21 protein-coding genes and 1 tRNA gene are annotated in these 26621 nt (G+C 69.5%); 3 read left to right on the forward strand and 19 right to left on the reverse strand.

Annotation, left to right across the window (positions count from 1 at the left end; translation table 11 throughout):
• Window positions 1-47: 47 nt before the first annotated feature.
• Window positions 48-854: a PaaX family transcriptional regulator C-terminal domain-containing protein gene (locus ACIBH1_RS25250; RefSeq protein ID WP_397316377.1), complete on the forward strand. Its 807-nt coding sequence runs from the start codon at window positions 48-50 to the stop codon at window positions 852-854.
• On the opposite strand, the gene ACIBH1_RS25255 is transcribed toward ACIBH1_RS25250, so the two are convergent.
• Window positions 838-2103 carry an MFS transporter gene (locus ACIBH1_RS25255; RefSeq protein ID WP_397316378.1) on the reverse strand — a complete coding sequence of 422 codons (1266 nt, stop codon included), beginning with the start codon at window positions 2101-2103 and terminating at the stop codon, window positions 838-840. The two genes, ACIBH1_RS25250 and ACIBH1_RS25255, sit on opposite strands and share 17 nt — an antisense overlap.
• A 133-nt stretch (window positions 2104-2236) precedes the next feature.
• Window positions 2237-2803 (reverse strand): cadmium resistance transporter, encoded by a 567-nt coding sequence (locus tag ACIBH1_RS25260; protein ID WP_397316379.1) that lies wholly within the window; start codon window positions 2801-2803, stop codon window positions 2237-2239.
• A 213-nt stretch (window positions 2804-3016) separates the two neighbouring features.
• Between ACIBH1_RS25260 and ACIBH1_RS25265 the strand changes: the two genes are divergently transcribed.
• On the forward strand, window positions 3017-5191 hold the full coding sequence (locus tag ACIBH1_RS25265) for a hypothetical protein (RefSeq protein ID WP_397316380.1): 2175 nt from the start codon (window positions 3017-3019) through the stop codon (window positions 5189-5191).
• Between the two features lie 57 nt (window positions 5192-5248).
• On the opposite strand, the gene ACIBH1_RS25270 is transcribed toward ACIBH1_RS25265, so the two are convergent.
• From ACIBH1_RS25270 to ACIBH1_RS25345, 16 genes are all read right to left on the reverse strand, one after another.
• Window positions 5249-6106: an ABC transporter permease subunit gene (locus tag ACIBH1_RS25270; RefSeq protein WP_397316381.1), complete on the reverse strand. Its 858-nt coding sequence runs from the start codon at window positions 6104-6106 to the stop codon at window positions 5249-5251.
• Entirely contained in the window at window positions 6103-7209 is a 1107-nt protein-coding gene (locus ACIBH1_RS25275) for an ABC transporter ATP-binding protein (protein WP_397316382.1), read from the reverse strand. Before ACIBH1_RS25275 ends, ACIBH1_RS25270 begins: the two co-directional genes overlap by 4 nt.
• On the reverse strand, window positions 7206-8183 hold the full coding sequence (locus tag ACIBH1_RS25280) for a hypothetical protein (protein WP_397316383.1): 978 nt from the start codon (window positions 8181-8183) through the stop codon (window positions 7206-7208). The genes ACIBH1_RS25275 and ACIBH1_RS25280 overlap by 4 nt, the downstream gene beginning before the upstream one ends.
• Window positions 8184-8285: 102 nt before the next feature.
• Window positions 8286-9293 (reverse strand): agmatinase, encoded by a 1008-nt coding sequence (gene speB / locus ACIBH1_RS25285; protein ID WP_397316384.1) that lies wholly within the window; start codon window positions 9291-9293, stop codon window positions 8286-8288.
• 46 nt (window positions 9294-9339) lie between these two features.
• Window positions 9340-10212, reverse strand: coding sequence for a LysR family transcriptional regulator (locus ACIBH1_RS25290; RefSeq protein ID WP_397316385.1), 873 nt, complete (start codon window positions 10210-10212; stop codon window positions 9340-9342).
• 9 nt (window positions 10213-10221) lie between these two features.
• A complete protein-coding gene (locus ACIBH1_RS25295) occupies window positions 10222-11691 on the reverse strand; it encodes a glucoamylase family protein (protein ID WP_397316386.1) in 1470 nt (489 codons plus the stop codon).
• Between the two features lie 6 nt (window positions 11692-11697).
• A complete protein-coding gene (locus tag ACIBH1_RS25300) occupies window positions 11698-12513 on the reverse strand; it encodes a carbohydrate ABC transporter permease (RefSeq protein WP_397316387.1) in 816 nt (271 codons plus the stop codon).
• Entirely contained in the window at window positions 12510-13376 is an 867-nt protein-coding gene (locus ACIBH1_RS25305) for a carbohydrate ABC transporter permease (RefSeq protein WP_397316388.1), read from the reverse strand. The genes ACIBH1_RS25300 and ACIBH1_RS25305 overlap by 4 nt, the downstream gene beginning before the upstream one ends.
• Window positions 13373-14629 carry a sugar ABC transporter substrate-binding protein gene (locus ACIBH1_RS25310; protein WP_397316389.1) on the reverse strand — a complete coding sequence of 419 codons (1257 nt, stop codon included), beginning with the start codon at window positions 14627-14629 and terminating at the stop codon, window positions 13373-13375. The genes ACIBH1_RS25305 and ACIBH1_RS25310 overlap by 4 nt, the downstream gene beginning before the upstream one ends.
• Complete coding sequence (locus tag ACIBH1_RS25315; protein ID WP_397316391.1) at window positions 14626-15609, reverse strand: LacI family DNA-binding transcriptional regulator; 984 nt, start codon at window positions 15607-15609, stop codon at window positions 14626-14628. Before ACIBH1_RS25315 ends, ACIBH1_RS25310 begins: the two co-directional genes overlap by 4 nt.
• A 53-nt stretch (window positions 15610-15662) precedes the next feature.
• Window positions 15663-18158 carry a DUF262 domain-containing protein gene (locus tag ACIBH1_RS25320; protein WP_397316392.1) on the reverse strand — a complete coding sequence of 832 codons (2496 nt, stop codon included), beginning with the start codon at window positions 18156-18158 and terminating at the stop codon, window positions 15663-15665.
• A gap of 70 nt (window positions 18159-18228) precedes the next feature.
• Window positions 18229-21282 carry a DUF3427 domain-containing protein gene (locus tag ACIBH1_RS25325; protein WP_397316393.1) on the reverse strand — a complete coding sequence of 1018 codons (3054 nt, stop codon included), beginning with the start codon at window positions 21280-21282 and terminating at the stop codon, window positions 18229-18231.
• A gap of 34 nt (window positions 21283-21316) precedes the next feature.
• A complete protein-coding gene (locus ACIBH1_RS25330; RefSeq protein ID WP_397316394.1) occupies window positions 21317-21661 on the reverse strand; it encodes a DUF5713 family protein in 345 nt (114 codons plus the stop codon).
• 83 nt (window positions 21662-21744) lie between these two features.
• A complete protein-coding gene (locus tag ACIBH1_RS25335; RefSeq protein WP_397316395.1) occupies window positions 21745-22398 on the reverse strand; it encodes an HAD family hydrolase in 654 nt (217 codons plus the stop codon).
• Window positions 22399-22522: 124 nt separating this feature from the next.
• A tRNA-Pro gene (locus ACIBH1_RS25340) sits at window positions 22523-22596 on the reverse strand.
• A gap of 62 nt (window positions 22597-22658) precedes the next feature.
• Window positions 22659-23552 (reverse strand): metallophosphoesterase, encoded by an 894-nt coding sequence (locus ACIBH1_RS25345; protein ID WP_397316396.1) that lies wholly within the window; start codon window positions 23550-23552, stop codon window positions 22659-22661.
• 41 nt (window positions 23553-23593) lie between these two features.
• Between ACIBH1_RS25345 and ACIBH1_RS25350 the strand changes: the two genes are divergently transcribed.
• Window positions 23594-24052, forward strand: a complete 459-nt coding sequence (locus ACIBH1_RS25350; protein ID WP_181610213.1) for a GatB/YqeY domain-containing protein — start codon at window positions 23594-23596, stop codon at window positions 24050-24052.
• A 350-nt stretch (window positions 24053-24402) separates the two neighbouring features.
• Here ACIBH1_RS25350 and ACIBH1_RS25355 read toward each other — a convergent pair whose 3' ends face one another.
• Window positions 24403-26583 (reverse strand): transglycosylase domain-containing protein, encoded by a 2181-nt coding sequence (locus ACIBH1_RS25355; protein ID WP_397316397.1) that lies wholly within the window; start codon window positions 26581-26583, stop codon window positions 24403-24405.
• Between the last annotated feature and the right edge of the window lie 38 nt (window positions 26584-26621).

Below are 26621 nucleotides of genomic sequence, written 5' to 3' on the forward strand. Positions count from 1 at the left end.
TAGGCACACTCATTACGGCAGAAGCAAGAGTGCCCTACAATGAGGTCGTGACAGAACTCCGGCCTCAAACCCTCCTGCTCGCCTTCCTGGGCATCCATCTGCTCGGCAGGCACGTGGCCGTCTCCTCGGGAAGCGTGATCGGCGTGCTGGCAGGGCTGGGTGTCTCGGAGGAGGCCACCCGCTCCACGCTCACCCGGATGACGCAGCGCGGCCTGCTGGAGCGTCACCGCAGGGGCCGCCAGGCCTATTTCGGTCTCACGGCCCGCTCGGAATCGGTCCTGGAGGAGGGCGCGACGCGCATGTGGCGCACCAGCCCCGTCAACCGCGACTGGGACGGGCGCTGGACCCTGATCGGCTTCTCGCTGCCCGAGTCGTGGACACAGCAGCGCCACGACCTGCGCTCGCGCCTGATGTGGGGCGGATTCGGCCCGCTGCAGAACGGCCTGTGGATCGCTCCCGCGGTCGTCGACGTGCCCGCGCTCCTGGCCGACCTGCGGCTCAACGCCCACATCAGGGCGTTCGTCGCCGAGACGGTCAAGCCGACCGAGGCCGCCCAGTTCGTGGGCGAGGCCTTCGACCTCGACGGCCTGGCCGCCGGCTACCGGCGGTTCCTGCGCGTGTGGGACCGGCGTAGGCCCCTGCCCGAGCTCCCCGACGACCTGGTGAGGGAGCTGCTCCTGCAGGCCGAGTGGCTGCAGCTGGTGCGCGACGATCCCCGCCTGCCGCTGGAGCACCTGCCGGACGATTGGCCCTCGCCGCAGGCCGAGGAGGTCTTCCACGACCTGGCGGCGGCCTTCCGCGAACCGGCTGCCCGCGTCGCCGCGGGCAGCCTGGAGTTCATCGATCTGCCATGACGCCGAGCTCCTCCCTGCTGGTCTCGCGGGTGGCGTAGATCGTCACCACGGTCAGCAGGCAGCAGGCGGCGACGATGAGCGAGATGGTGAAGGTGCTCGACAACGACGCGAACAACACGGGAGCGAGGCCCGCACCGGTCGCGGAGATCTGGTAGCCCAGCGAGGCGCCGGTGTAGCGGGTGCGGGTGCCGAACAGCTCGCTGTAGAGGGCGGCGAGCGGGCCGAACATCGCCGGGTGCGCGATCGACTGGCCGAGCACCACCGCCAGGGTCAGCAGCACGAACGATCCGCTGTTGATCAGCGGGAAGAGCAGGAACGCGACCACCGCCATCATGATCGCGCCGGCGGCGACCACCGGCCGTCTCCCGATCCGGTCGGACAGGGAGGCGAAGGCCAGCACGCCGATCACCGCGCCCGCCGACGAGATGGTCAGCGCGTTGAGCACCGTCGGCCGCTCGAACCCGGCTTGGACGGCATAGGCGATGACGAAGGTGGTGAGCGTCGCCTGGGCCACGAAGGCGGCGAATCCCACCCCGATCGCCCGCGCGAGGTTGGCCGGGTGCCTGCGGAAGACCTCGACGATAGGCGCCGCCTCGCCCGCCTCGGGACGGGCCTGCGCGAAGACGGGCGTCTCGGTGACCTTGGCGCGCACGAACAGGCCGACGCCCAGCAGCACCACGCTGAGGAGGAAGGGAATGCGCCAGCCCCAGGACAGGAACGCCTCGGCCCCCACGATGGCGGCGGTGCTCGACATCGCCACGGTCGACAGCAGCTGCCCGCTGGGACCTCCGGCGTTGGTGAAGCCCGCCCACAGGCCCCGGCGTGAGGTGGCGTGCTCGGCCGACATCAGCACCGCGCCGCCCCACTCGCCGCCGAGCGCGATGCCCTGGAGCACGCGCAGCGTGACCAGTAGGACCGGCGCCCAGACCCCGATCTGCGCATAGGTGGGCAGGACCCCGATCAGCGCGCTGGCCACGCCCATCATGATCATGGTGATGATCAGCATGCGCTTTCTGCCCAGGCGGTCACCGAAGTGCCCGAAGATGATGCCGCCGATCGGGCGGGCCAGATAGCCCGAGGCGAAGGTGCCGAAGCTGGCGATCGTCCCGGCCGTGGGGTCGAGGCTGGAGAAGAAGACCTTGTTGAAGACCAGGGCGGAGGCGGTCGCGTAGAGCAGGAAGTCGTAGAACTCGATGACGCTGCCGAGATAGCTGGAGATCACGGCCCTTTTCAGCTGGGTTGATGGCATGGGGGGCTGCCTCTGGGGTCTTGGCTGTTGCGTTAACTGCCGTCAACAGCATGCCGAGTGTTGTTGTGAGTGTGCCCCAGGTTCTAGTTCGGCACAATGACCACGGCAATGGCGAATATGCCGAATCTGCTTCTCAGATGAGGAGGTCGCTCAGGATGACCAGTCCGAGCACGATGAAGACGACCGGGACGATCCAGTGCCCGTGGCGCTCCATCGCCGCGATGACCTTCGGATGCGAGCCCAGCCACGACCCCGCCACGCACCACAGCGCGACCAGCATGGCGAAGACCGCCACCGTGACCAGGCTGTCGGCCACCCCCACCGTGCGGAAGTACGGCGTGTAGACCGCCAGGTTGTCGGCGCCGTTGGCGATCGTGATCCCGGCGACCGAGAGCAGCCCCGACGCGGCCACCGGCTGCTCGTCTCCGTCACCCCGCCTGAGCAGCCCGCGCACGCCCAGCGCCAGCGGAAGCAGGCCGAGCAGGCCCACCCACCGGTCGGGGACGATCGACAACCCGAGCGCGGCCAGCGCCGACACCGCGACCAGAGTGGCGATGCCCAGATACTGGCCCGCCCAGATGTGCCGCCGGGCGGGCCGGCCGTTCGCCCGCGACGACAGGAACAGGACCGTCAGGACCACGCTGTCGTCGAGGTTGGTGCCGGCGAACAGGCCGGCGGCGGTGAGGACGGTCCCGATCACGGCGCCGGCGCACGATCGAGGAGGGCGAGATGGCGCGTCACCCTTCCACCGGCCAGGGGCTGCTCGTCCATGCCTGCCAGCCTGCCATGCCGCTTTGAGGGTCGGCAGAAATTGGATCGATCCATTGCCGGTAATGAGTGGTTCTGCCGGAAATCTTGCGCGGATGTGGGCCCATGGGGGAGAAGTGAGGTCCGGCAACCAGGGAGGGGCGCGATGAAGCGCATGAAGAAGTCGCAGGCGGAGCCGAAACCGCCGGGACAGAGGCTGGAACCCACCCCGCACGAGGGGATGACCGCCGTGCACCTGCGCCCGTCGGTGCTGCTCGCCGACGACCACACGCGCGTGTGGCGGGTGCAGATCAGCCCGTCGCCCCGGACCCCCTCGCCGTTCGGCAGCAGGATGGGCGATCACACGATCGCCTGGGCGGTGCACCTGGACGTGATCAAGGCCGAGATGTACGGCAAGACGCCGGCCGAAGCCTACGCCTGGCTCAAGGCGGCCCATCAGGATGCCGTGCGCTGGATGGCGGACGTCGACTCCGACGACACCAAGCGGCTGCGATGGCTCGTCGACGGCGACGCGCGGGCGGTGCGCCTTGAGGACTCCGCCTACCGCGCCGGGCAGTGGCTGGACAAGGTCGACGAGAGCGTGAACCTCGGCCGGCACGCCGAGATCGCCGAGAGGCTGAGCCGGGCGATCGCCTATCACCTGGCTTACGTGAACTACCTGCCGTTCTCGACCGTGCGCAATTTGAAGGACCGTTCCACCGGGTCGGGGGAGGGCCGCTACCGCAGGACCGTCCTGGAGTGCGAGCGCCACTTCGCCAAGCCGGCGGAGATGGAGGTCGTCACCGACCCGAGCAGGGTGGCAGCCAAGCCGGTGCTGACCAGAGGGGACACCGAGATCATCCCGCGGCCGGAGCCGGAGCCGGTCAAGCCGCCCGATCCTGAGCAGGTCAAAGAGGCCCTGTGGCGGCTGTTCTCGTTCGACGCGGCGCTGCGCGAGACGGCGGTGGTCTACGCGTTGAGCAAGGAGGCCGCCAACCAGCCCAGGGTCGACACCAAGGAGGTCGAGAAGCTCGCCATCCAGCTGACCAAGCACCTCAAGCAGCGCAAGTCGTTCGTGCTGAAGCCGGCGGAGATCAAGGCCGATGCCGAGCTGCTGGCGCGCCGGCTGTACACCAGCAAATCCCAGCAGTACCTGTGGATGGCCGCCAACACGATCAAGAGCGTCGCCGACCGGCTGGACCACATCCTCGGAGATCCGGGTCGGGCCAAGGGCTACCGGAAGGAGATCGCCGAGTATCTGGCGCTGGCCAAGGCCGAGACGCAGGGCGAGACGAGCAAGGCCGCCGACGCCTCAGAGCGGTTCGCCAAGATCATGTCGCACCTGCTGCACGAGCACCAGCGGCTGTGCTCTCTCGCCTACCCCCAGAGCGTGCGGTTCTCGGGCTTCCTGAACCCGTCGCCCGCCGAGGCGGCGATCTCCCGGCTGCGCGAGGAGCTCCTCAAGCTCTACCCGAAGCAGAAGGCGGCGCTCGCCGGGGCCCCAGGTGCCAAGCTGTTCGAGGCGTTGAAGAAGGAGCTGGAGAAGGACACGCTTGCGGCGCTGCCCGACGTCGACGTCATCAAGGAGTGGGTGAGCGACGACACAGGCGACCCGCTGGTCGTGACCTTCACCGCGGGCACCGGCATCGAGGTCAACGGCCGTCCGCCGGCTCCCGCGGGAGTCGCGGGCATGGGCTGCCACACCTCCGCGTGGGTGATCCAGAGCACCGCCGTCAAGAAGGCCATGCGCGTGGCCTCGGACGACGACGGCCTCGACAAGATCGAGGAGCTCGTCGAGCAGGACCTGGACGGCGAGATCATCAAGCTGGATCGCTACCTCCCGCTGGCGCAGCTGCAGGGCGGGCAGCTCAAGACGATGTTCCAGGCCGCTTTTGACGCGCTGACGGACGCGACGCCGGGCGAGTGCGCGAGCTCGTACCTGACCTTCCGCAACATGCTGCCCTTCGCCACGGTCGACGCCGGCAACCGAGCCGGTCACGGCGAGGGCCTGGAGGCCACGGTGAACAAGACCTTCGACCTCGACGCGCTCAACAAGACGCTGGAACTGCTGGCCGACGAGCGCGGGGACCTGCCTGCGGAGCTCGCCAGGACGCTCCGCGCGGTGGCGGTGGAACTGGAGGACGAGCTCACTCTCAAGGGCGACGACCGCTGGTCCGCCGACTTCCGGATCAAGGCGGCCGTGGAGGACAGCGTGGAACGCCTGCGCGAGGAGGCCGACGTGCTGGAGTTCGGCGGACCCCCGGCCGACGTCTCCCCCGCGATCAGGGACACGCGCTGGGCCGAGCACCAGCGCCTCTACATCGCGGCTCACCAGCTCTAGCCACGCGCCAGGAGGGGACCGGCCGAGGGGCGTCAACCCCTCGGCCGGCGGGCGTCCCTACAGATCCCGGCGCTGGAACGACACCGCCGCCAGCCCCCAGATCATCGCCACCCATACCCCCGCCCACCCGAGGTAGGCGGGCGTCAGCGGCGCCTCGCTCAGGAACGGGAAGCCCTTGAACTCCTCGCCGAACTTCGACAGCACGGCCGGGTCCTGGAAGGCGTGCATCGCCCCGCGCCACAGGCCGTCGGTCGGCAGGATCATGCGCGACACCGTGCCCACGCTCGCCACGCCCTCGTTGCCGAGCGCCTGGCCGATGCCGCCGACCACGCCGGCCACCCAGGTGGCGCCGAACAGGCCGACCGCGACGACGCCCGAGGCCATCGGCGACACGACCGTCGACAGCAGCAGGCCGAGCGTCAGGAGCACGACCGTTTGCGCCGCGAGCAGCGCGAGGGCCGCGATCGGCTGCGGCGGCCAGTAGCCCACCGTCCAGTGGACGATGAGGCACTGCGCCAGCCCGGCGAGCACGACGAAGCCGCTGCCGAACACCACGAGGCCCAGCCACTTGCCGAGCAGCACCGCCGCCCGGCGCACCGGGCGCGCGAGCACCGCCAGGGCGATGCCCGACTCCGTCTCGCCCGACAGCGTGGGACCGGCCAGGAAGGCGGTGCCCAGGGCGGCGATCAGGCTGAAGCCGAACATCACGAGGTTGAGCAGCTGGGAGGCGGCCAACCGGGACTCGCCCGTGGTGAGCGTGCCGAGGCTGGACTCGGCCGCGAGGCGGGAGAAACCCCAGGCGCTCAGCAGGAGCAGCATGAGCGTGAGCGCCGCGAGGGCCAGCAGCACCCGCCGGCGGGAGGCCTCGCGCAGGGTGAGCGCGGCCATGGTGGTGACCGTCCGCACCGTCGTCATCGTGCGCCTCCGTCGTCCGCGCGTGCCTCGTCGCCGTCCCGGCCGCCTCCTGCCTCGTAGCTTCCTGTTCCGTGGGTTCCTGTTTCGTGGGTTCCTGTTTCGGCGCTTCCAGCGCGGAGGATGCCGAGCAGGCGCTCCTCGAGGCTGATCCGCCCCGGCTCGACCGCGTGCACCCGCGTGCCCAGCCGGACCAGGTCGCGGACCAGGTCCGGCACGACGTCCTCGTCGTCACCGCCCGCCAGCGCCACCGTCTGCCAGCCGTCGTCCTCCACGACCTCGCCCGCCTCGGCCAGCCGCGCCCTCGCGTCCGGCGACAGCCCGGTCAGCCGCAGGCGCACCTCCCGCTGCCCGAGCAGCTCGCCGAGCGTCCCCGAGGCGGCGACCCGCCCCTTGTCGAGGATGACCACCCGGTCGCAGACCCGCTCCACCTCGCCGATCAGGTGCGAGTTCAGCAGGACGGCGACGCCGCGCGAGCGCAGCCCCAGCACGATGTCGCGCACGTCGACCCGGCCGAGCGGGTCCAGCGCGCTGGTCGGCTCGTCGAGGATGACGAACCGGGGCCGCGCCACCAGCGCGACCGCCAGCCCGAGGCGCTGCTGCATGCCCTTGGAGAAGCCGCCCACCCGGTCGCCCGCCCGGTCGGCCAGGCCGACGAGGTCGAGGCAGCTGTGCTGCTCGGGCGCGGACACGGCGATCCCTGACAGCCGCACGTGGAGCGCGAGCACCTCGGCCGCGCTCAGCCAGGGCTGGTAGCGGAAGAGCTCGGGCAGGTAGCCGACCTGGGCACGCGCCGCCGGATCGGTCGCGGGCGCGCCGAGAAGCATGACCTCGCCCGCGTCGGGGCGGACCAGGCCGAGCAGCATCTTGATCACCGTGGTCTTGCCGGCGCCGTTCGGCCCCAGCAGGCCGACGACCTCGCCCCGCTTCACTTCGAGCGACACCTCGGCCACGGCCTGGCGCTTGCCGTACCTCTTGCGCAGGCCCGAGCACCACACGGCGGGCGACGGCGGCAGCCCGGCGACCAGCCGGGCCGCGGTCTGGGGGGAGGGTGCGGCGTCCCGGTCGGTGACAGGACCGGCGGTACGGCCGGCCGGCACGGTCACCGCAGGCCCCTGGCGATGGCCAGCACTTCCTCCGCGTCCAGGGTGCCGGCGACCACGGTCGCCACCCCGTCCTTGACCCACACGACGCCCGCCATGGTCCCGTCCCGTGAGGTCAGCACCGTGGCCGTGGTCCCGCCGACGTCGGCCGTCGAGGTGGTGACGCGCTCGGCGGGCACGGGCAGCGGCATGGTGGTGCCGTCGCCGGTGAACGTGCGCAGCTGGGCGGCGACGTCCTCGGGCAACCCGGAGACCGACAGCAGGTAGTCGCGGACGGTCTCGAACGCGACGCCCGACGAGAACGCGGTGGGCGCGACGGCACGGCCGACGACGAGGGCGGGCGCCCCCGCCGACGACGCCCAGATCTGCGCCACCCCTGGCCCGGCGACGAGCCGTACCTGGCTGCCGTCCAGTCCCTGCGGCAGCGCGGGCAGCGTCGTGCCCGCCTCGGCGGCGGCCCGCTCCGCTCGCTCCTTCGAGAAGGTGAAGGTGGCCTTGGCCTCGCCTCCGACCTGGATGACCGGCTCGCCGGAGACGCCGCGCGGCAGGTCGGCGACCTTCGGCACGGTGAGCCTGGTCTGCCGGGCCGCGGTGGCCGCGTCGGAGACGCGGTGCACGTCGCCGTCGCCCTCCACGGTGACCTCGCCGTAGGCGCCCAGGTCGGGCAGCGAGACGAGGTCGGCGGCGTCGAAGCTCACCGGGGCGACCTGCTCCGTCTGGAAGATCGGCAGCCAGTCGTTGGCGGCCGCCGTACCGCCGCCGCCCAGCACCACGGCGACGGCCAGCACCGCGACGGCGGGACTGCGCAGGGCCGCCCGCAGCCGCCCGGCCCGCCGTACCGGCGCACCCGCCTCCTGCGCGGTCGCCAGCCCGCCGAGACATTGCGGGCATTCCAGAACGTGGTGGCGGTCGGAGTCGGCCACTCCGGCCGGCTCGTCGAGCAGTCGGCGCAGCACGCCTTCAGCCGGATGACGCATGACGGTTCAGCTCCTTGGAGGTCTGGGCTCTCTCACGGCGCCATCAAAGCAAACCGGTTTGCGAACGCTGCGCAGCAGTTGTGAGGATCTCGTGCAGGTTGGCTAGGCCGTCGGCAGGAGCGGACGGCCCGGGTCCCACGGCTCCCTGCCGTCGCGCCGCTCCGCCCGCTGTCTGGCCAGGCCCGACAGGGCCTCCAGCACCACCCGGCTGCCGAGCATCGCCGTCACGTCGGCGTGGTCGTGGGCGGGTGCGACCTCCACCACCTCGACGCCGACGATCGGCAGCTCGTAGGCGAGGCGCCGCACGGCGTCCAGCAGCTCGCGCGAGGTCAGACCGCCGGGCTCCGGCGTGCCGGTGCCGGGCGCCATGCCGGGGTCGACGACGTCGATGTCCACCGACAGGTACACCCCGTCGCAGTCGTCGACCGCGATGGCCGAGGCCTCGGCCAGGCAGGTGTCCAGCCCGCGCTCGACGACCTCGGTCATCTCGTAGGAGCGCATCCGCTGCCCGGCCATCCACCGGAGCGTCTCCGGCCCCGGCCAGTAGCCGCGCAGCCCGATCTGGAGGAACCGGTCGCCCCTGGCGGCGCCCGACTCGATGAGCCGGCGCATGGGCTGGCCGTGGCCGATGAGGGAGCCGAAGGAGCTCTCCCCGGTGTCGGCGTGGGCGTCGAAGTGCATGATTGACACCCGGCCCCAGCCGGCCGCGCGCGCCACGCCGGTCACGTTGGGCAGGGCGATCGAATGGTCGCCGCCGAGCACGAACGGGATCTTCCCGGCGGCCGCGATCGTGTGCACGGCGTGCTCCAGCGCCGCATGGGAGGCGTGGGCGTCGCCGCTGAACATCTCGACGTCGCCGGCGTCCTTCACGCGCAGGTCGCGCAGGCCGTCGACGCCGAGGGCGAGAGAGGGGCGGCGGCCGTCGTGCGGGAGGTAGCAGGCCTGGCGTATCGCTCCGGGGCCGAAGCGGGCGCCCGCCCGGTAGGAGGTGCCGCCGTCGTAGGGAGCGCCGAGGATGACCACCTCCGCGTCGCTCCACGAGGCCGGGTCCCTCAGGTCGCAGGCCGGGACACCGAGAAAGGTGAGATCGGGGCCGTACATGGCAGTCATGAGCGCATCCTCACAGCCTGCGCACACCCCCTGGAATGCCCCGTTTCTAGAGATCCCCTCCACACAGGCTGTGGAGCAGCCGCTCCACCAGCGGCGGCTGCCGCCCCGGACGGGTGACGGCCATGATGCTGCGCGCACCGACGTCCTGGACGGTGTCGCGGACCACGACAGCGTGACCCTCCTCCAGGGCGAGCTCGGGAACCAGCGCGACCCCGCCCGCGGCGACGAAGGCGTGGATCACGCTGTAGTTGTCGGAGCGCAGCATGATGCGAGGGCGAAAGCCCAGCGACTGGCAGGCGGCGACCAGGATCTGGTCGCTGGGGTCGTAGCTGCCCGTGGAGATGATCCAGCCCGCGTCGGCCAGCAGGCCCAGGTCGACGGGCCCGTCGAGCGGGCGGTCCGCGGGCAGCAGCAGGCGGAACGGGTCGTCGAAGAGGGTCTCCACGCGCAGGTCACGAGGGCGGGCGCCCGCGACGTCGTAGATGATCGCGCAGTGCAGCGCACCCGACCTGACCCTGGTGAGCAGCTCCAGGGGCTCCGCCTCGGTCAGCTCGACGCCCACCCCGCCACCCGCCGTCACGTGACGGAGGGCGCGGGGGAGCAGCTTCGTCGCCGCCGTGGTGAAGGCGCCGACCCGCACCGTCGCCAGACCGTGGGCCAGGCGCGCCTCGACGTCGGACTCCACGGCCGCGATCCGGTCCAGGACGCCGGCGGCGTGCTCCAGCACCATCGCGCCGATGTCGGTCAGCACGGCGCCGGTCGGGCCCCGCTCGACGAGCTTCGCCCCGAGGTGCGACTCCAGGGCGTCCAGGTGGTAGCTGATCGTCGGCTGGCCGTGGTGCAGGAGCCGGGCCGCGCCGGCCAGGGATCCGGTGACGGCCACGGCCCGGAGAACGTGGAACTGGCGCAGATCGATCACGGTCGCTTTCTACCGGACGTCCCACTCCTCCAGCGAGAGGACCGGCTTGAGCCTGGCGGCGACCTCAGGCGTGGCGAAGTAGCGCCGCAGGTTGTCGCGGGCCAGCTCGTTGCCGAGCGCGGCCATCACCATGCCCTGGTCGAGGGCCAGGTAGTACTTCGAGACCACGCCGGAACGCACGGCGACCGCGTCGTAGAAGCCGCCTGGGCCGTACGCGTCGAAGTCGCGCCTGAGCTTGGCGAGGTTGTCCACGGCCTGACGCGGGGCATAGCGCAGGGCCAGGAAGGACGCGTGCGGGGTGACCACGCCGTCGCCGTAGCCCGCCGGCTCCGGCTGGGCGGGGCGGCAGCCCTCGTAGCCCGGGTCGACGCTGGTGCGCTCGCTGTCGGAGGTGTAGCCGGGCCCGTCCATGCCGAGCTGGTCGACGCCGTACTCGCGGTAGCCGCCGTGCGGGTCGTTCGACGGGGAGAAGCCCCAGTAGCCGTACCGCGCCTCGTTCAGGCCGTGCTCGATCTGCGCCTTGACGAAGACGGGGTGGTTGCGGCCCCAGCTCCTGGGCGCCCACACGTTCTCCGGCACGATCAGGTCGTTCATCAGCTCCTCGAACATCGAGCCGCCCCAGTTGGGCACGTAGCGCATGCCGCGGTAGCCGTACGTGCCCTGCCAGACCTTGACGCCCAGGTACTCCTTCCAGCTGCCGACCGGCTTCTGCTCCTGCCAGGCCCAGTCGCAGCCGGCGTCGGGGAAGGTGCGGTAGATGCCGAAGTAGTGCTCCTTGGGGAGCTGGCCGAGCGCGATGCCGATGTAGGTGCCGATGCGCGTCTCGGCGGGCGCGCCGTAGTGGTGGCAGGTGCTGTAGATCGTCGTGCCCTTGTACGTCGTCTCGACCGAGCACTCGACGGGCCTCTCGCGCCAGAAGCCGCCGCGCAGCAGGCCGGTGCCCGCGTCGGGGCGGGCGGCCGGGTCGTAGTAGGAGGCGAAGTCCATGCGCTGCAGGATGGTGCGCGCCTTGCCGCCCTGGGAGGGCACAGCCTGCGGCACCATCATCAGGGCCGCGGCCAGCCAGCCGTTGTCGACGCTGGAGGCGAAGGGGTTGACCGGGTTGCCGTTCTCCGGCCAGGTGCGGATCAGCTCCAGGGTGGCGGGGTCGTACCAGTTGAAGAACTGGCCGCTGGGCTGGTGGACCTCCAGCCTGGCGAGCGCGTCGAGCACCCTGCTCGTGCGCTGTATCGCGTCGCGGTTGGAGATCAGGCGCAGGTCGCGGGCGGTGAAGACGCCCCACAGGTACATGCCGACGTTGGTGGGCGAGGTGACCTTGGCGCGGGTCTTCAGGTCGCCGGTGACCTTGTCGACCGGCAGGCCGGTGGCGGGCTCGACCATCGCGTCGAGGGAGCGCCACGTGTCGGCCGCGTAGCCGTACAGCGTGACGGGAATGGGAGGGGTGAGGGTCAAGGACAGTGCTAAGACGGTGTTGAGCATGATGTCCTACTTGATTCCGGTGGTGGCGATGCCCTGCACGAAGTAGCGCTGCAGGAAGATGAAGATGAACAGGATCGGCGCGATGACCACGACCGATCCGGCGACCAGCAGGTTGTAGTGCGTGCCCTCGTGGCCGTTGAGGATGTTCAGCGCCACGGGCAGGGTGTACATGTCCTCGCTCTGGGCCACGACCGCGGGCCACAGGAAGTTGTTCCAGGCGCCGAGGAAGGTGATCAGGCCGAGCGTGGCCAAAGGCGGCCCGCACAGCGGCAGGATGATCCGGAAGAAGATCCTGAACTCTCCGGCGCCGTCGACCCGGGCGGCGTGGATCAGCTCGTCGGGCAGCTCCTGCATGAACTGGCGCATCATGAACACGCCCAGCGGCCCGACCAGCGTCGGCAGGATGATCCCCGCGAAGGTGTTGACCAGCCCGAGCTTGGCGATCAGCACGAACTGCGGCGTCATCAGCACGATCGCCGGGATGGCCATCTGGATCATCACGAGGCTGAAGGCCAGGTTCCTGCCGCGGAAGGGCAGCTTGGCGAAGGCGTAGCCGACCATCGAGCACAGCAGCACGTTGCTGGCGACCAGGACGAGCGCGACGATCAGGCTGTTGACGAACGACTGGCCGATGTTGACCCGCTCGAACAGCTCCACGAAGTTGTCGAGCGTGAACGTCTCCGGCCAGAACGTGGGTGGATCGCGCCGGATCTCCGACTCCGGCTTGAGCGAGCTGAGAGCCGTCCACACGAACGGCCCGATCACCAGCAGCAGCCCCAGGCTCAGCCCGAGGTAGGTGATCGCCTTCTGGCGGCGGGTCATCGCTGCCTCCCCAACCTGAGCTGCAGTACGGCAAGCGCGACGATCACCGTGAACAACACGGTCGAGGCGGCGCCCGCGTAGCCGTAGTTGCCCGCGCCGAACTGGTTGAAGATCGCCAGCGACGCCGAGATCGTGGAGTTGAGCGGCCCGCCCCTGGTCATGACCAGCACCTCCTCCATGAACTGCATGAAGCCGATCGAGCTGTAGACGGTGCAGAACAGCAGCACCGGCTTGAGCCCGGGAAGGGTGACGTTGCGGAAACGCTGCCAGCGCCCGGCCCCGTCGACCGAGGCGGCTTCGTACAGCTCCCTCGGGATGGCCTGCAGCCCGGCCAGCAGGACCACCATGTCGAAGCCGAAGCTGCGCCAGGCGGTCATGACGATGATCGACGGCAGGGCCGTACTCTCGTCCTGCAGCCAGTTGGCGCCCTGCAGGCCGACCAGCTCCAGCAGCCGGTTGACCAGGCCCGCCTCCGGCTCCAGCAGGAACTTCCAGGCCACCGCGATGCCGATGATGCTGGTGATGTTGGGCAGGTAGTAGCCGAGCCGGAAGAAGGCGGCGGGCAGGCGGGCGATGCCGGAGTTGAGCAGCACCGCCGCGCCCAGCGCCAGCCCGATCGTCAGCGGCAGGCAGGTCAGCACGAACACGACCGTGTTGATCGCCGCCTTGCGCATGGTGGCGTCGTTCATCAGCCGCAGATAGTTGTCGACGCCGACCACGTTGACCGCCAGCGGGTCGGCGACGTCGGTGCTGCGCATGTCGGTGAAGCTCATCCCGATGCCGACCAGCAGCGGGCCGAGATAGAACACCGCGAACATCACGACGAAGGGCAGGACGAACACCCACCCCAGGGTGCGTCTCACAGCCCGGTGCCGATCGTGTCGGCCTGCTCCTGGATGGCCTTGGCGGTCTGCTCGGGCGTCGACTTGCCCTTGGCCAGCTTCTCCAGCTCGGCCTCCAGGACCTTGGCCAGCTGCTCCCAGGTCGGGAAGGGCGGCGGGGTCTTGGCGTCCTTGAGCTGCTCGCCGAAGACCTTCAGCTGCTCGTCGCCCTGCAGCTCCGGCTGGTCCCACCCGGCCTGCACGGCGGGCAGCGCCTTGACGGTCGTGTACCACTTGGCCTGGACCTTGGGGTCGGTCAGCCACTGGACGAACTTCCACGACGCGTCACGGTTCTTGGCCTGCTTGAAGACCACCCAGTCGGATCCGCCGACGAAGCTCGTACGGCCCTGCGGCCCGGCCGGGTAGGGCGCGACGTCGAACTTGTCCTTGAAGTCGGCGCCGCCGTCGTTGTTGAGCACGCCGATCATCCACGGACCCGAGAAGAAGCCGCCCACCTCACCCTTGATGAAGGTCTGCGGGAAGGCGCCGTCGGGGGTGTCGGTCGGGGCGAGCTTGTCGGTGAACAGCGACTGGTACTGCTTGAGCGCGGCCACCGCCTCCGGGGTGTCGAAGGTGTACTTGCCGTCCTTGACGACCTCGCCGCCCGACTGCCAGATCAGCGGCAGCACCTCCTGCCACGCCGCGCCCTGCGTGTACGACTGGTTGAAGCCCTTGCTCGCCCCGCCCTTGTCCTTCAGCGCCTGGACGAACGTGCGGAACTCCTCCCAGGTCTGCGGCGGCTTCACCCCGGCCTTCTCGGCCTGGTCCTTGCGGTAGTACAGGACGCGGGTCTCGACGTACCACGGCACGCCGTACGCGGTGCCGTTGACGTCGACCGTCTGCCACGCTCCGGGGAAGAACGCGTTCTTGTCGAAGAGGTTGCCGGGCGTCGGGTCCAGGGCGCCGGTCTTGGCCAGCTCGCCCGCCCACGTCGAGCCGATCATGCTCACGTCAGGGGTGGCGTTGCCCGCGATCGCCGAGGTGATCTTGTCGTGGGCCACGTCCCAGCCGATGGCGGTGACGTTGACCTTGACCCCCTGGTTGGCCGCCTCGAACTCCTTGGTGAAGGCGCCCAGCGCCTTGCCCTCCTCGCCGATCGCCCAGACCGTGATCTCACCGGTGACCTTGTCGGTCTTGACGTCGGCGGCCTGCTCGGGAGCCTTGTCCGTGCTGCGGCCGCACGCCGTGGCGGCCAGGGCCAGCGCCAGCAGCCCGGCCATGGTACGAGTCTTCATTGCGGGTCCTCCTGGGGGTGAGTGCCGCAGCTCGCCCGGATGACGAGCTGAGTGGCTAAGGTGCGGTGACGTTCTGGGCGCGGACAGGTGATCAGCTCGTCCAGCACCCGGGCGGCCTGGGCGCCCAGCTCGCGCATGGGCTGGCGGACCGTGGTCAGCGCCGGCCGCGCGTGGCGGGCGGCCATGATGTCGTCCCAGCCGGTGACGGCCAGGTCCTGCGGTACGGCCATGCCGTACTCCTCGGCGGCCAGCAGCGCGCCCAGCGCCACCTCGTCGCCCGAGCAGATCAGCGCCCGCGGCCTGGCCTTCTTCCCGAGCAGCTTCCTGGCCGCCTCGTAGCCGCCCTCCACGGTGTACTCCGCCGTCGGCACCGGCCTGACGGCCCCGCCCAGCACACCCTCGACGCCCTCCCACCGCTCGGAGATGTCGTCACCTGGCGTGTGCGGCGCACCCAGGAAGGCGAACCGGCGGTAACCGTGACCGCGCAGATGCCCGGCCAGCAGGCGGGCGGACTCGAGGTTCTCGCAGCGCAACGTGTCGGCGCCCGCCATCGGGCCGCACGAGATGAACACCAGCGGCATGCCCGCCAGCTCGGCCACCAGATCGCCGGGCACCGTCCTGCCGAACACCACCAGCCCGTCGACCCGCCCGGCCAGCTCCTTCACGGCCTCGCGCACGTGGGTCCCGCCCTTGGCCGAAAGGATCAGCACCGACCTGCCCAGCTCCGAGGCGACCTCCTCATAACCGAGCAGCACCTCGGCGTAGTACGGGCCGCCCAGGGTGGGAAAGACGATGCCGTTCGCCGCATGCCTGCCCTCGGCCAGGCTCACGCCCAGGCGACTGGGGGTGAAGTTGAGCTCCTCGACGGCTTTCAGGACCTTTTCACGCGTCTTCGCGGCCACGGGGCCGGTTCCGCGCAGGGTCCTGGAGACGGTCGCGATGGACACGCCGGCCCGCTTGGCGACCTCATAGATGGTCACGGCGCTTCTGGCTGCCCGGGGTGGAAGCGCTTACACCCTCGACTCGGGAGCGGTCAGTCAGGAACGCGAGCGGCGAACCAGTCGAGGACAGCGACGATCACGTCGAAGACCGCGACATTGATCAGCTGCGTGTTCTTGATCGAAGGATAAAGCTCCAGCTTGGCGACGGGGATGTCCACACCCGGCGCGCTGTTCAGCAGCTCACGCAGCTCTTCACGCAAGGCGAGATCGTCGAAGGGAGGCCTGCCCTTCAGCAGCCCGAAAGGGAACTCGACGGTCGAGGAGTAGAAGCGCACGGGATGAAGCGGCTTGCCGTGCACCTTGACGAAGGGTGCGCATGAGGCGCCCGCCGACCTGCCGTACTGCACCTCGCCTCCTCGCTCCCGCCAATGGTCGAGGATCCGCTGGACGGCACCAGCCGCTTGGGGGCCGCTGTGCTCGTTGAGCTGCCGTACGAACCGTTGCGCGTGCTCGCCGCCGACCTCGTCGTACTCCCCGCCGCTCTCGCCCTCGGTCAGGTCGACGGCGCCCGGCAGGCCGAGCAGCTGGGCGAGCTCTCTGGCGCTGACATGCTGGTCGAGGGAGGCGCTGCCGTTAGGGTCCAAGGCGACCCCTTCCGAGCGCAGGACATCGTGGATGTCCCGATCGTCGTCGGGGTCGGGCCAGCGGAAACCCTCGGAAACCCTGCCCTGCTTGGTGAGCACCCGATGGGCGTTGAGCGCCTGCGACGTGGCCAGGTGGACACCGACCGGGACGGGATGGGAACCGATCAACTCGGCCACGTCCGAGTAGGACGTCCACGTCGCGGGAGGGAGCGCGGCGAGCGCCTTGTGCAGCAACGTCCAGTCGCGGGAGGGCGCCGGCTCCCGGCCTGACTCGTCGGGCCCGGGCCAAATGGTGATCGCCTGATCGGCGAGCCGGTCGGCCCGCGCCAGGATCTCGGCCTTGCCCCACTTCTCGCAGGCGGCGATCTCCTGGTTCATCAGCAGGCCGCTCTGTCCGAGCTGGCGGCGCTTGGCGGCGAACGAACTGTTGCCCAGCTCGGAGTTGTAGCCGGTGAGCGTGAGATTGCCCAGGGTGTGAACGAACTGCCGATGCTGGCCCTCGTCCCCGGCCAGCTGCTCCAGCCAGTCCGTGGTCAGGCTCTGCGGCAGCACGTGCTCGATGGTGATGCGCTTGTCGGCGAGGTCCACGCGCTCCTTGCCGCCGAGCGATTTCTCCAGGCGCCGGAGCACCAGCTTCTGCTGGGCTGTCCGGCCCTGCCAGTAGAAGGGACGGTTGCGCACGGCGTCGCGCAGTTGTTCGTCCGACGGCCAGTAGAGCCTCGCGGGCGACAGCGCCGTCCTGACAGCCTGCGGCGGGTCGTTCTCAGGGTCGAGCTGTACGGCAAGCCGCTGGAAGATGCGGGTGAGGTTGCCGGTCGTCACTCCGGCGATGAGACGGCGCACGATGAAGCTCTCGACGTACGTCAGGGTTTCGGCGACCTTGTCATCGCCGATGTAGTCGTCCTCGCGAAACTCCAGGAGCCGCATGAGCAGCGGATAGGTGGTGTTGGCCTGCCACTCGTTCAGGAAGTGCAGGCTCTCGCCGAACGGCAGGTCGCCGGGCGGATCGAGGATCAGCTTGAGGTGTTGTGCGCGCCGATGGAGATCCCTGACGTACCTCTCGACCTGGCCTTCGTCGTCAGACAGTTCCGCCAGGAGCTGCTGGTGCCCCGTGTAGATGGCGTTGTACTGAGTTCCCTCACCCTCCTGGAGCACCAGGATCAGGTACATGAGCTGCTCCATGCCCTTGGCATCGAGCAGCCGCTGCATCGGCATCCAGTGCTCGTCGTAGACCTGCTGGCCTCTGGTCGGCAGGCACATGAAGACGTAGTTGCGAATCAGATCGACCTGGCTGAGCCGCATACCGGTGTTGTTGATCGACTCGAAGATGCGGAAGGCGTTGTCGTCCTTCTCCACGGTGATCTGGACCAGGTTGAGCCGGTCGAGCAGGACCGATTCCACGCGGGCGAGATCGTGAGGGTCGGCCGGGTCGTCGAACTCTCGGAGCACTCCGCGGAAGAACTGGTAGGCGTTGCCGACCAGGCTGTCGGAATTCTTCTCGGGTGAGCCGTCGACACAAGCCTTGAACGCGGCGCGATCCGCCTGAGTGGGCAGCAACCGGTAGCGCAGTTCGCCGCGCTGCCATCTGTTGATCAGGTGAAGCTCGTTGATCCGTTCTCGCGCTTCCGGGTCCTCGGCGACCATGTGATCCCTGAGTGCGCAAAGGGCGAGCATGAGCGTGGTCAGCCGCTGCTGGCCGTCGACCACGATCCATTGCGAGCGGCTGGGAGCCAGCTCTGGTCCAGGGGCCAGGACCACGGATCCAAGGAAGTGGCTGGGGGCGTTTTCCTTGCCTTGGGCGACTATGTCGACCTGGTTGATGATGTCGCTCCAGAGCTGGCCCAGCTGTCGGCGTTCCCAGGTGTAGTGGCGCTGGTACAGCGGGACGAGAAGTTGCTGGTCACCCTGGATGAGCTTGCGCAGCGTCGTCTCGTTCGCCTTCATGCCGGCCCCTTTCGACGCACTAAGCGCCACAATAGGCTGACAGAGCGCGACCGTCCTCTCGATCGCGAAATCAGCCGGCGGTGACCTTGGCGAAGTGGAAGATGTCGAGGGGCAGCGGGTGCTCCAGCCTCCACTGGAAGCGCACCGGCCGGTCGCCGTCGCAGTCCACGAAGGTCATGGGACCCGCGTAGAGGTACGGCGGTGCGCCGAGGCCGTCGTCTCGCTTGTTCTCCCTGATGAACAGGTGAACCGTGGATTCGCCCGACATGTAGCGCCGGGCGGTGGGGTTACTGCGGCTGAGCGTCGACTGCGACTCCCACTGGAAGCGCGTGGGGGTGATGGCGCGGTCGTGGTACATCGTGGTGGGGGAGTACAGGTTCTCCGACTTGTCGATGGTGACGAAGAACAGGTCGGCTCGGGCCTCGGCGACGTACTTCACGCCTTCCCGCATGTGGGCGGGTTTGTCCACTCCGAATGCGGCCAGGGCTTCGTTCTTGCTGTAAGTGGCATGGACGTGCAAGGGGACGTCGCTCGGCAGAGGGTGGGTGACGCGGTGGCGGCGTTCGCCGAGCAGGTCGGACAGCTCGGCCATCTCGCTCACGCGGTCCGTGTGCGCCAGCAGCGAGGCGAGGCGGTCCTCGGCGGTGGATACGGGATGGACGCCGCCCCAGAGCGCAGCGTCGAGCATCGCGAGGAGGCGCCGGTCGCGCACGGACGTTCCGCCGCTGAGGTGGCGCAGCGTGGCCAGCCTGTCGGCGTCGTCGATGTGGAGCATGCGGCTGAGCGCCTTGCCGATCTTCTCGTCCTGGGGGCCGGCCGCCATGCCTCTGCCTGCCGTACGGCGCAGGGCCGCCCAGCCCGGGCGGCGGCGGTAGAGGTCTTCGAGGTCGAGCCCGGTCTCTTCCAGGAATCCGGCCAGGGTGGTGTGCTCAGGCAGGGAGGTGAGTTCAGCGGTCAGGTCCGGCCACCGGAGGTTGAGCGACTGGCGGATGTTGCTCAGGACCAGCCGGGAGACCTCGCGGTCCAGGTCGATGTGGCAGCCGGGCGGCAGGATGGGAAAGCCGTTGCCGACCTCCCTGGCGACTCCTGTACGGCTGGCGCCGGTGAGGGCGCGGTAGCGGCGGTCGAAGCGGAAGCGGCGGTGCTGGTTGCCGATGAAGTCGAGCACGGTCAGGCACGCCTTGCCGTTGTCGAGGCGCAGGCCTCGGCCGAGCTGCTGGAGGAAGACGGTCGCGCTGTCGGTGGGGCGCAGGAACAGCACCGTGTCGACGCTGGGGATGTCGACGCCCTCGTTGAACAGGTCGACGGTGAAGACGATGTTGACCTCGCGGGAGGTCAGCTGCCGGAGCGCGGCGACGCGGTCGCCGTTGCGCGAGGTGATCGCCACGGCGGGGACGCCCGCCTCGTTGAAGCGCCTGGCCATGTATTCGGCGTGGTCGACGCTGACGCAGAAGCCCAGAGCGCGCATGCTCGCGACGTCGCCGACCTTCCTTCTGAGGGTCTCGAGGACGAGGCGCACCCGGGCGTCGTTGCCCGTGAAGACGTTGCTGAGATGCGCCAGGTCGTAGCCCTGGCCGCGCTTCCACGGCACCGCCGACAGGTCGACGCCGTCGTGCACGCCGAAATACTGGAACGGCGCCAGCAACTGGCGTTCGATGGCCTCCCACAGGCGCAACTCGACGGCGATGCGCCCCCCGAACCAGTGCTTGACGTCCTGGCCGTCGGTGCGTTCCGGGGTCGCGGTCAGGCCGAGGAGGATCCGCGGCCGCAGGTGGCGGAGCAGGCGGGTGTACGTCGACGCCTCGGCATGGTGGAACTCGTCCACGATCACCATGTCGAAGGCGGCGGGGTCGAGCAGGTCGAGATCGAGGCGCTGGAGCGACTGGACGGAGGCGAACACGTGCCGCCACCGCTCCGGGCGCCTGCCGCCCACGTAGAGCTCGCCGAAGGAGCCGTCGCGCAGCACCTGGCGGAAGGTCTGCTGGCTCTGGACCAGGATCTCCTCCCGGTGCGCGACGAACAGCAGCGAGTCGGCCTCGCCCGCTTCGCGCAGCGCGCGATAGTCGAGCGCCGACACCACGGTCTTCCCGGTGCCGGTCGCCATCACCACCAGATTGCGGCGGCGGCCGTGGATCTGGCGTTCGGCCGCCAGCTCGGCGAGGACCTCGCTCTGGTACCCGTACGGGCGCACATCGAGCGAGGTGATCGTCAGCGGGAGCCGTTCGTCGCGTCCTGAGTTCTCGATCGCGAGCGCCTCGTCGAGCCGGTCACGGTCGGTGGCGGGGTCGTAGTCCTCGAAGGCGGGGTCGGCCCAGTACTCCTCGAAGGTCGCGGCGAAGGTGTCGAGCAGGTGGGGCTGCTCGACCGCCGACATGCGGACGTTCCACTCCAGCCCGTCGATCAGGGCGGACTTGGACAGGTTGGAGGAGCCGACGTACGCGGTGGAGAACCCGGTGTCGCGGCGGAACAGCCAGGCCTTGGCGTGCAACCGGGTCGTCTTCGTCTCGTAGGAGATCTTGATGTCGGCGCCGAGCTCCCGCAGCCGGTCGAGAGCCCGGCGTTCCGTCGCACCCCGGTAGGTGGTGGTGATCACCCGGAGCGTGCCGCCGCGCCGTACGAACTCGGCCAGCGCCTCGTCGACGATCAGCACGCCGTACCAGCGCACGAAGGCGCACAGCAGGTCGACCCGGTCGGCGGAGGCGAGCTCGCGCTTCAGCTCGTGACCGACGCTCGGCTGACCGTGGCCGTTGACCAGCAGGGCGCTGGCCGCCAGCGGAGTCTCGGGACGCGGCGGGAAGATCGGCTCGCCGGTGGGGGCGTGATCGCGCGTGACGGCCAGCAGCAACTCGCGGGAGCTCGCCACGAGGTCGTCGTGCGCCGCGTCGCCGAGGAGCGCGGCCAGGCGGTTGGCGAGCTCGATCTGGCGCGCCAGGCGCTCGGCGTCGGTCCCCTTGAACGAGCGCAGCGCCCGCCGGGTGAGGGCGGCCACATGAGCGGTCAGGACGTCGGCGGCCTCGACCTGGTCGAGCGGGCGCCGTTGGGCGGCACCGTCGTGGGCGTGGAGCTTGCGGGCCAGACCCTCGGTGACGAGTTGCTCGTAGAGGCCGGGCGCAAGATCGCTCATGGCCGGCACCGTAGCCGATCAGGCGGTCGCGGGGTCACCACTCCCGGGTACTGATCAGCTCCTCGACATCCGCGTCCGCGAAGCCGTACGAGGTGGCGATGAACCAGAAGTCTTCGGCGATCACCTCGCGGGCGACGGTCTCGATCTCGCTGCCGGCCTCGGCGAACTCCGCCTCGAGGTCGTTGAACTCGTCGGTGGCGGCATGGGTGAGCACGTAGAGGGCGTCCAGGTCTGCGGGAGGCTCGGCCTCGATGCGCTCGCAGAGGCGCAGCAGGATGGCCCGGCCCTTGTCGACGACGTGGTGGGGGTAGAAGTCGCCGAGATACATGTGCTTCAGGAAGGGGTGGTCGACGACCTGGGGGTTGGTGGGGGGCACCATGATCTCCTTCGGGTGGCTGGCGGGCCCATGAGCTCGGCCGATCAAGATCCGGGAGGCCCGCGCGGACAGCCTACGCGTGACGCCTACTCGCCCAGCAGCACCTTGATCGCTGCGACCGCATCGGCCACGACATGGCCGGGCCGCAGGCCGTCCACCGGCCACGGGCGCACGCCCCGGTCGATCCAGACCGTCGTCAGGCCCGCGAAATGACCGCCGACCATGTCCATGACCGGATCATCGCCGACCATCCAGCCGCCGTCGGCCAGGCTCGCGCCGCACCGTTCGGCGGCGATGCGGAACAGGCGGGCGTCGGGCTTGCGGACGCGCTCCTCGCCGGAGATCGCCCAGCCGTCCACCAGGTCCGCCAGGCCCGCGTGCCGGATCTTGCCAAGCTGGTTGTCGGGCATGCCGTTGGTCACGATTCCCAGCCGCCAACCGGCCTCGCGCAACTGCTGGAGGCCGGCCAGGACCTGCGGGGGGCAGGTGACCAGTTCTGGCAGCCGTGCACGGTAGGCCTGCCAGAGGGCCTCCGGGGGGTCGGGCAGGTGGAACCTGTCTCGTACTGCGGTGAAGAACTCGTCCATGGGGGTGGAGCCGTCGGAGTCCAGGTCGATCATCCAGGCGGCGTCTTCGGGGGGCAGGTCATGCGCTTGGGTGAACTCTGAGACCCATCGGCGGAAGGCGTCCAGGCGGTCGACGAGGGTGTTGTCGAGGTCGAAGAGTGCGAGTTCTGCCATGATCGGCCACTTTACGGTGATCTGCCGGGCTGCTCAGTCGAGATGCAGCCCTGTATCAGCCGGTAGCAAGCAGAAAGGGCACCTTCGATTTCTCGAAAGTGCCCTTGAACTGGGAAAATCCCAGTCGGGGTGAGAGGATTTGAACCTCCGGCCTCTTCGTCCCGAACGAAGCGCGCTGCCAAACTGCGCTACACCCCGGTGCACACCGATCTCGGCGTGCTTGGGAAAGTCTAGCGGACTTCGTAGGTGCTTGTGACACGTCAGCGGCGAGGCACCAAGGTCAACAACGAAGCCTCGGGGAAACAAGCGAACCGAGCCGGAGCGTAAGGCGAGGTCCCCAGGCCGGCCGAGACGTGCAGCCATGCCGATGAGTGCCTGCTGAGGCCCTTGACCCTCGCCCGGTCGATGCCGCAGTTGGTGACCAGCGCGCCGTAGAACGGGATGCACAGCTGGCCGCCGTGCGTGTGGCCGGCGAGCAGGAGCTGGTAGCCGTCGGCCGCGAAGCGGTCCATGTTGCGGGGCTCGGGAGAGTGCATGACGCCCAGGCGCAGGTCCGCATCGGCAGGGGCGGGGCCGGCCACCCGGTCGTAGCGGTCGAGGTCGATGTGGGAGTCGTGGATGCCCGCCACCGCCACGTCGAGGTCGCCGACCTTCAGGCGGGCCGTGGTGTTGTTCATGTCGAGCCAGCCCTCGGCCGCCATGCCGGCGCCGAGCTCGCGCCAGGGGAGCGACGGGACGTGCTGGCGGTTGTCGCCCCTGGAGGTGCGCCACAGGTAGCGGAGGGGGTTCTTCGGCTTGGGGGCGTAGAGGTCGTTGCTGCCGTAGACGAACAGGCCCGGACGGCCCAGCAGGGGCTCCAGGGCGTGGAGCAGGGCGGGGACGGCGTCTTCGTGGGCGATCGAGTCGCCGGTGTTGACCACCAGGTCGGGCTCGAGCGCCCCCAGGGACCGGACCCAGTTGATCAACATCGTACGGCGGGGCGTGAGGTGAAGGTCGGTGAGGTGCAGGATGCGCACCGGGCGTTGACCCCGGGCCAGCACGGGGACGTCGAAGCGGCGCAGGCGGAAGGAGTTGCGCTCGACGACCGATGCGTAGGCGACGGTGGCCACGCCGAGACCGAGCAGGGACAGGGGTACCGCGGCTGCTTTCCTCACCTCTTCATCATGCCCGAAGTGGAGACGGCAAGATGGAGCGCATGAGCGCATTGAAGGACAAGCTGAAGGCCGACCTGTCGGCCTCGATGAAGAGTCGCGACGAGGTTCGCCTGCGGACCGTCCGCATGGCACTGGCGGCGATCAACGTGGAGGAGGTCGCAGGCAAGCAGGCCAGGGAGCTGTCGGACGACGAGATCATCAAGGTTCTGACCCGCGAGGCGAAGAAGCGGCGGGAAGCGGCGGAGGCCTTCGGGAACGCCGGGCGGACCGAGCAGGCCCAGGCCGAGCTGGACGAGCAGGCGGTGCTGGAGGAGTACCTGCCGGCGCAGCTCTCGGACGAGGAGCTGGGCAGGCTGGTCGACGAGGCCATCGCGGAGACCGGGGCTTCGGGACCTCAGGCCATGGGGCAGGTGATGAAGGTCGTCAACCCGAAGGTCGCGGGCCGGGCCGAGGGCGGGCGCGTCGCCCAGGCGGTGAAGGCCAGGTTGGCTGCCGGGTAGGCGCACCCCCCTTCGCGGGCTGCTGGGTCGTACGGGGACGCCTTGCGCTGGAGAGGGCCCTACGACGCCGTTCGCGGCCGGGCTGGGCCGTACCTGGCACTTCCCCGGCAGGGAGGCCGTACGGCGTCGCCTGGCGTCTGCTGGGCCGTGCGACGGATCCGCTCGGGTGGACGAGTCGGGCGCCTTGCACGCAAGAGGCCTCCGCGCGACACGCGCGGAGGCCTCTGCGACGAAAGTGAGACACAGCGAGGCGCAGCGAGGCAAACCAGCCATGGCCAGCTGGAGTCAGCCACGACCGGCCACCCGACGCGACCGGCCACGACGAGGCATAGCCGGCCGGCCAAGCCGTCCTAGAAGTCGCCCTCCTCCGGTGACTCCTCCTGCTCGCCAGGGTTGCCGAAGATGTCGTCGAACGGGTTCCCGTGCCCGTTGCCCCGATCGTCGTCGTCCCTGTCCTTCTTCGGCTTCTTCGGCGCGCAGTAGTCCGAGCATCCGCCGAATCGCTCCGAGTTCACCGGGAAGAACGACGACTTGTCGACGTTCTCCAGCGCCTCCATCATCGACTGCTTCCAGATGGGCCCGGAGATCGAAGCGCCGTACACGTACGGGTAGTACGTCCCGCCGATCGTCACCCCGGTGAGGTCGTGCTTGAAGGCGCCGCGGGGGTCGCCGATGGAGACGGCGGAGGCCAGGTCGGGCGTGTAGCCGGCGAACCAGGCGGCCGTGTACCCGTCGGTGGTGCCCGTCTTGCCGGCCGCGTCGCGGTTGATGCCGCCCACGCCCGACATGGTGCCCTTGGTGAAGACCCCGGACAGGATCGAGTTGACCGCGTCGGCGACCTCCTCGTCCAGGACCTCCTTGCACTTGTTGCCGTACTTCATCACCTTGCCGTCGCGGTCGGTGACCGACGAGATGGCCTTGGGGCGGCAGTAGACGCCGCGGGCGGCGAAGACGGCGTAGGAGTTGGCCACGGTGACCGGGTCCATCTCGTTGACGCCGAGCGTGAACGTGGGGACCTCTTCGAGCTTGCCGCCGTCGGCGCGCTTGATGCCGAGGTCCTTGGCCATCTTGACGGTCTGGCAGAGGCCGACCTGCTCCTCGAGCTTCATGAAGAAGGTGTTGACCGAGCCCCAGGTGCCGGTCTGGAGGGTCTTGAAGCCGCCGCCGCCCTCGCTGGAGTTGGCGACGGGGTGCGGCGCGTCGCCGCCGGTGGCCTTGCCGCCGCAGGTCTCGAACGCCCGGTTGGGGTAGGGCGCGACGGAGTAGACGCGGCCGGTGTTGTTGCCGTCGTTGAGCTTCATGCCGGCGTCGAGGGCGGCGGCCAGGGTGTACACCTTCGCCGTGGAGCCCTGCTGGAAGCCGCGCCCGCCGCCGTGCGCCTTGTCGGCGACGACGTTGAAGGCGATCTGGTTCTTCTTGGCGTTGAGCCCGTATTCGCGCGATGCCGCCATGGAGCGGATCTCGCCGGTGCCGGGCACGATCATGGCCTGCGACGCGACCGGCTTGTCCTTCTTGGAGACGTAGTTCCTGATCGCCTTCTCGGACGCCTTCTGCATCTTGGGGTCGAGCGTGCTCTGGATGGTGATGCCACCGGCGTTGAGGAAGTCGAGGCGCTCCTTCTCCGTCTTGCCGAAGTCGTCGTTGTCGAGGATCTCGTTCTTGACGTAGAAGCAGAAGTACGGGTACTTGCTCTCCTCGCATCCGCCGGGGATGCGGGTGTTCTTGTAGCCCAGGGGAGCCTTCTTGGCCTCGTCGGCCTGGGGCTGGGTGATCTTGCCGCGGACGACCATGGTGTCGAGCACCAGGTTGCGCCGGTCGAGCAGGCGGCCCTTGGCGTCGTTGCCGAGCGTCGGGTCGGTGGAGACGGGCTTCTGTACGGCGGCCGCCAGGGTCGCGGCCTGGACGAGGCTGAGCTTGGCGGCCTTGACGCCGAAGAAGCGGTAGGCGGCCGCCTCGATGCCGTGGGCGCCGGCGCCGAAGTAGGAGATGTTGAGGTACTTCTCCAGGATCTGGTCCTTGGTGTACTTCTCCTCGATCGCCATGGCGTAGCGCAGCTCGTTGAGCTTGCGTGACAGGGTGGGCGCGATGGCCGCCTCGGCCTCGGCCTTGGTGGCGGCCGAGTTGACGAGCACCTGCTTCACGTACTGCTGCGTGATCGAGGATCCGCCCTGGACCACGCCGCCGCCGGTGACGTTCTTGAGGAGCGCTCGGGCGGTGCCCTCGATGTCGATCGGGCCGTGCTCGTAGAAGCGGTAGTCCTCGATCGCGATGATCGCGTCCTTCATCTCCTTGGAGACTTTGTCCAGCCCGACCGGGATTCGGTACTCCTTGTAGAACTGCCCGATCTGCTTGCCGTTGACGTCCTTGAGGATCGTCAGCATCTTCAGTGGCGGCTCGGCGAGGTTCTCGGGTTCGAGGTTGAGCGCCTCGGTGCTGGACTTGACCGTGAGACCCGCACCGCCGACGAGCGGTAGGGCTATGGCCGCGGCCAGCACACCTGCCGTGCCGGCTGCCAGAAGCAGCCGCGTCACGCTGACGACGGGGTTCGCACGATCTTTGCCCTGAGCTT

This window comes from Nonomuraea sp. NPDC050663 (assembly GCF_044456985.1).
GTDB lineage: Bacteria > Actinomycetota > Actinomycetes > Streptosporangiales > Streptosporangiaceae > Nonomuraea.

Coding starts and splice junctions, on each gene's coding strand:
- ACIBH1_RS25255 (WP_397316378.1), bottom strand. CDS start 2,103: ATGCCATCAACCCAGCTGAAAAGGGCCGTGATCTCCAGCTATCTCGGC.
- ACIBH1_RS25265 (WP_397316380.1), top strand. CDS start 3,017: ATGAAGCGCATGAAGAAGTCGCAGGCGGAGCCGAAACCGCCGGGACAG.
- ACIBH1_RS25270 (WP_397316381.1), bottom strand. CDS start 6,106: ATGACGACGGTGCGGACGGTCACCACCATGGCCGCGCTCACCCTGCGC.
- ACIBH1_RS25280 (WP_397316383.1), bottom strand. CDS start 8,183: ATGCGTCATCCGGCTGAAGGCGTGCTGCGCCGACTGCTCGACGAGCCG.
- speB (WP_397316384.1), bottom strand. CDS start 9,293: ATGACTGCCATGTACGGCCCCGATCTCACCTTTCTCGGTGTCCCGGCC.
- ACIBH1_RS25295 (WP_397316386.1), bottom strand. CDS start 11,691: ATGCTCAACACCGTCTTAGCACTGTCCTTGACCCTCACCCCTCCCATT.
- ACIBH1_RS25300 (WP_397316387.1), bottom strand. CDS start 12,513: ATGACCCGCCGCCAGAAGGCGATCACCTACCTCGGGCTGAGCCTGGGG.
- ACIBH1_RS25310 (WP_397316389.1), bottom strand. CDS start 14,629: ATGAAGACTCGTACCATGGCCGGGCTGCTGGCGCTGGCCCTGGCCGCC.
- ACIBH1_RS25320 (WP_397316392.1), bottom strand. CDS start 18,158: ATGAAGGCGAACGAGACGACGCTGCGCAAGCTCATCCAGGGTGACCAG.
- ACIBH1_RS25325 (WP_397316393.1), bottom strand. CDS start 21,282: ATGAGCGATCTTGCGCCCGGCCTCTACGAGCAACTCGTCACCGAGGGT.
- ACIBH1_RS25330 (WP_397316394.1), bottom strand. CDS start 21,661: ATGGTGCCCCCCACCAACCCCCAGGTCGTCGACCACCCCTTCCTGAAG.
- ACIBH1_RS25335 (WP_397316395.1), bottom strand. CDS start 22,398: ATGGCAGAACTCGCACTCTTCGACCTCGACAACACCCTCGTCGACCGC.
- ACIBH1_RS25350 (WP_181610213.1), top strand. CDS start 23,594: ATGAGCGCATTGAAGGACAAGCTGAAGGCCGACCTGTCGGCCTCGATG.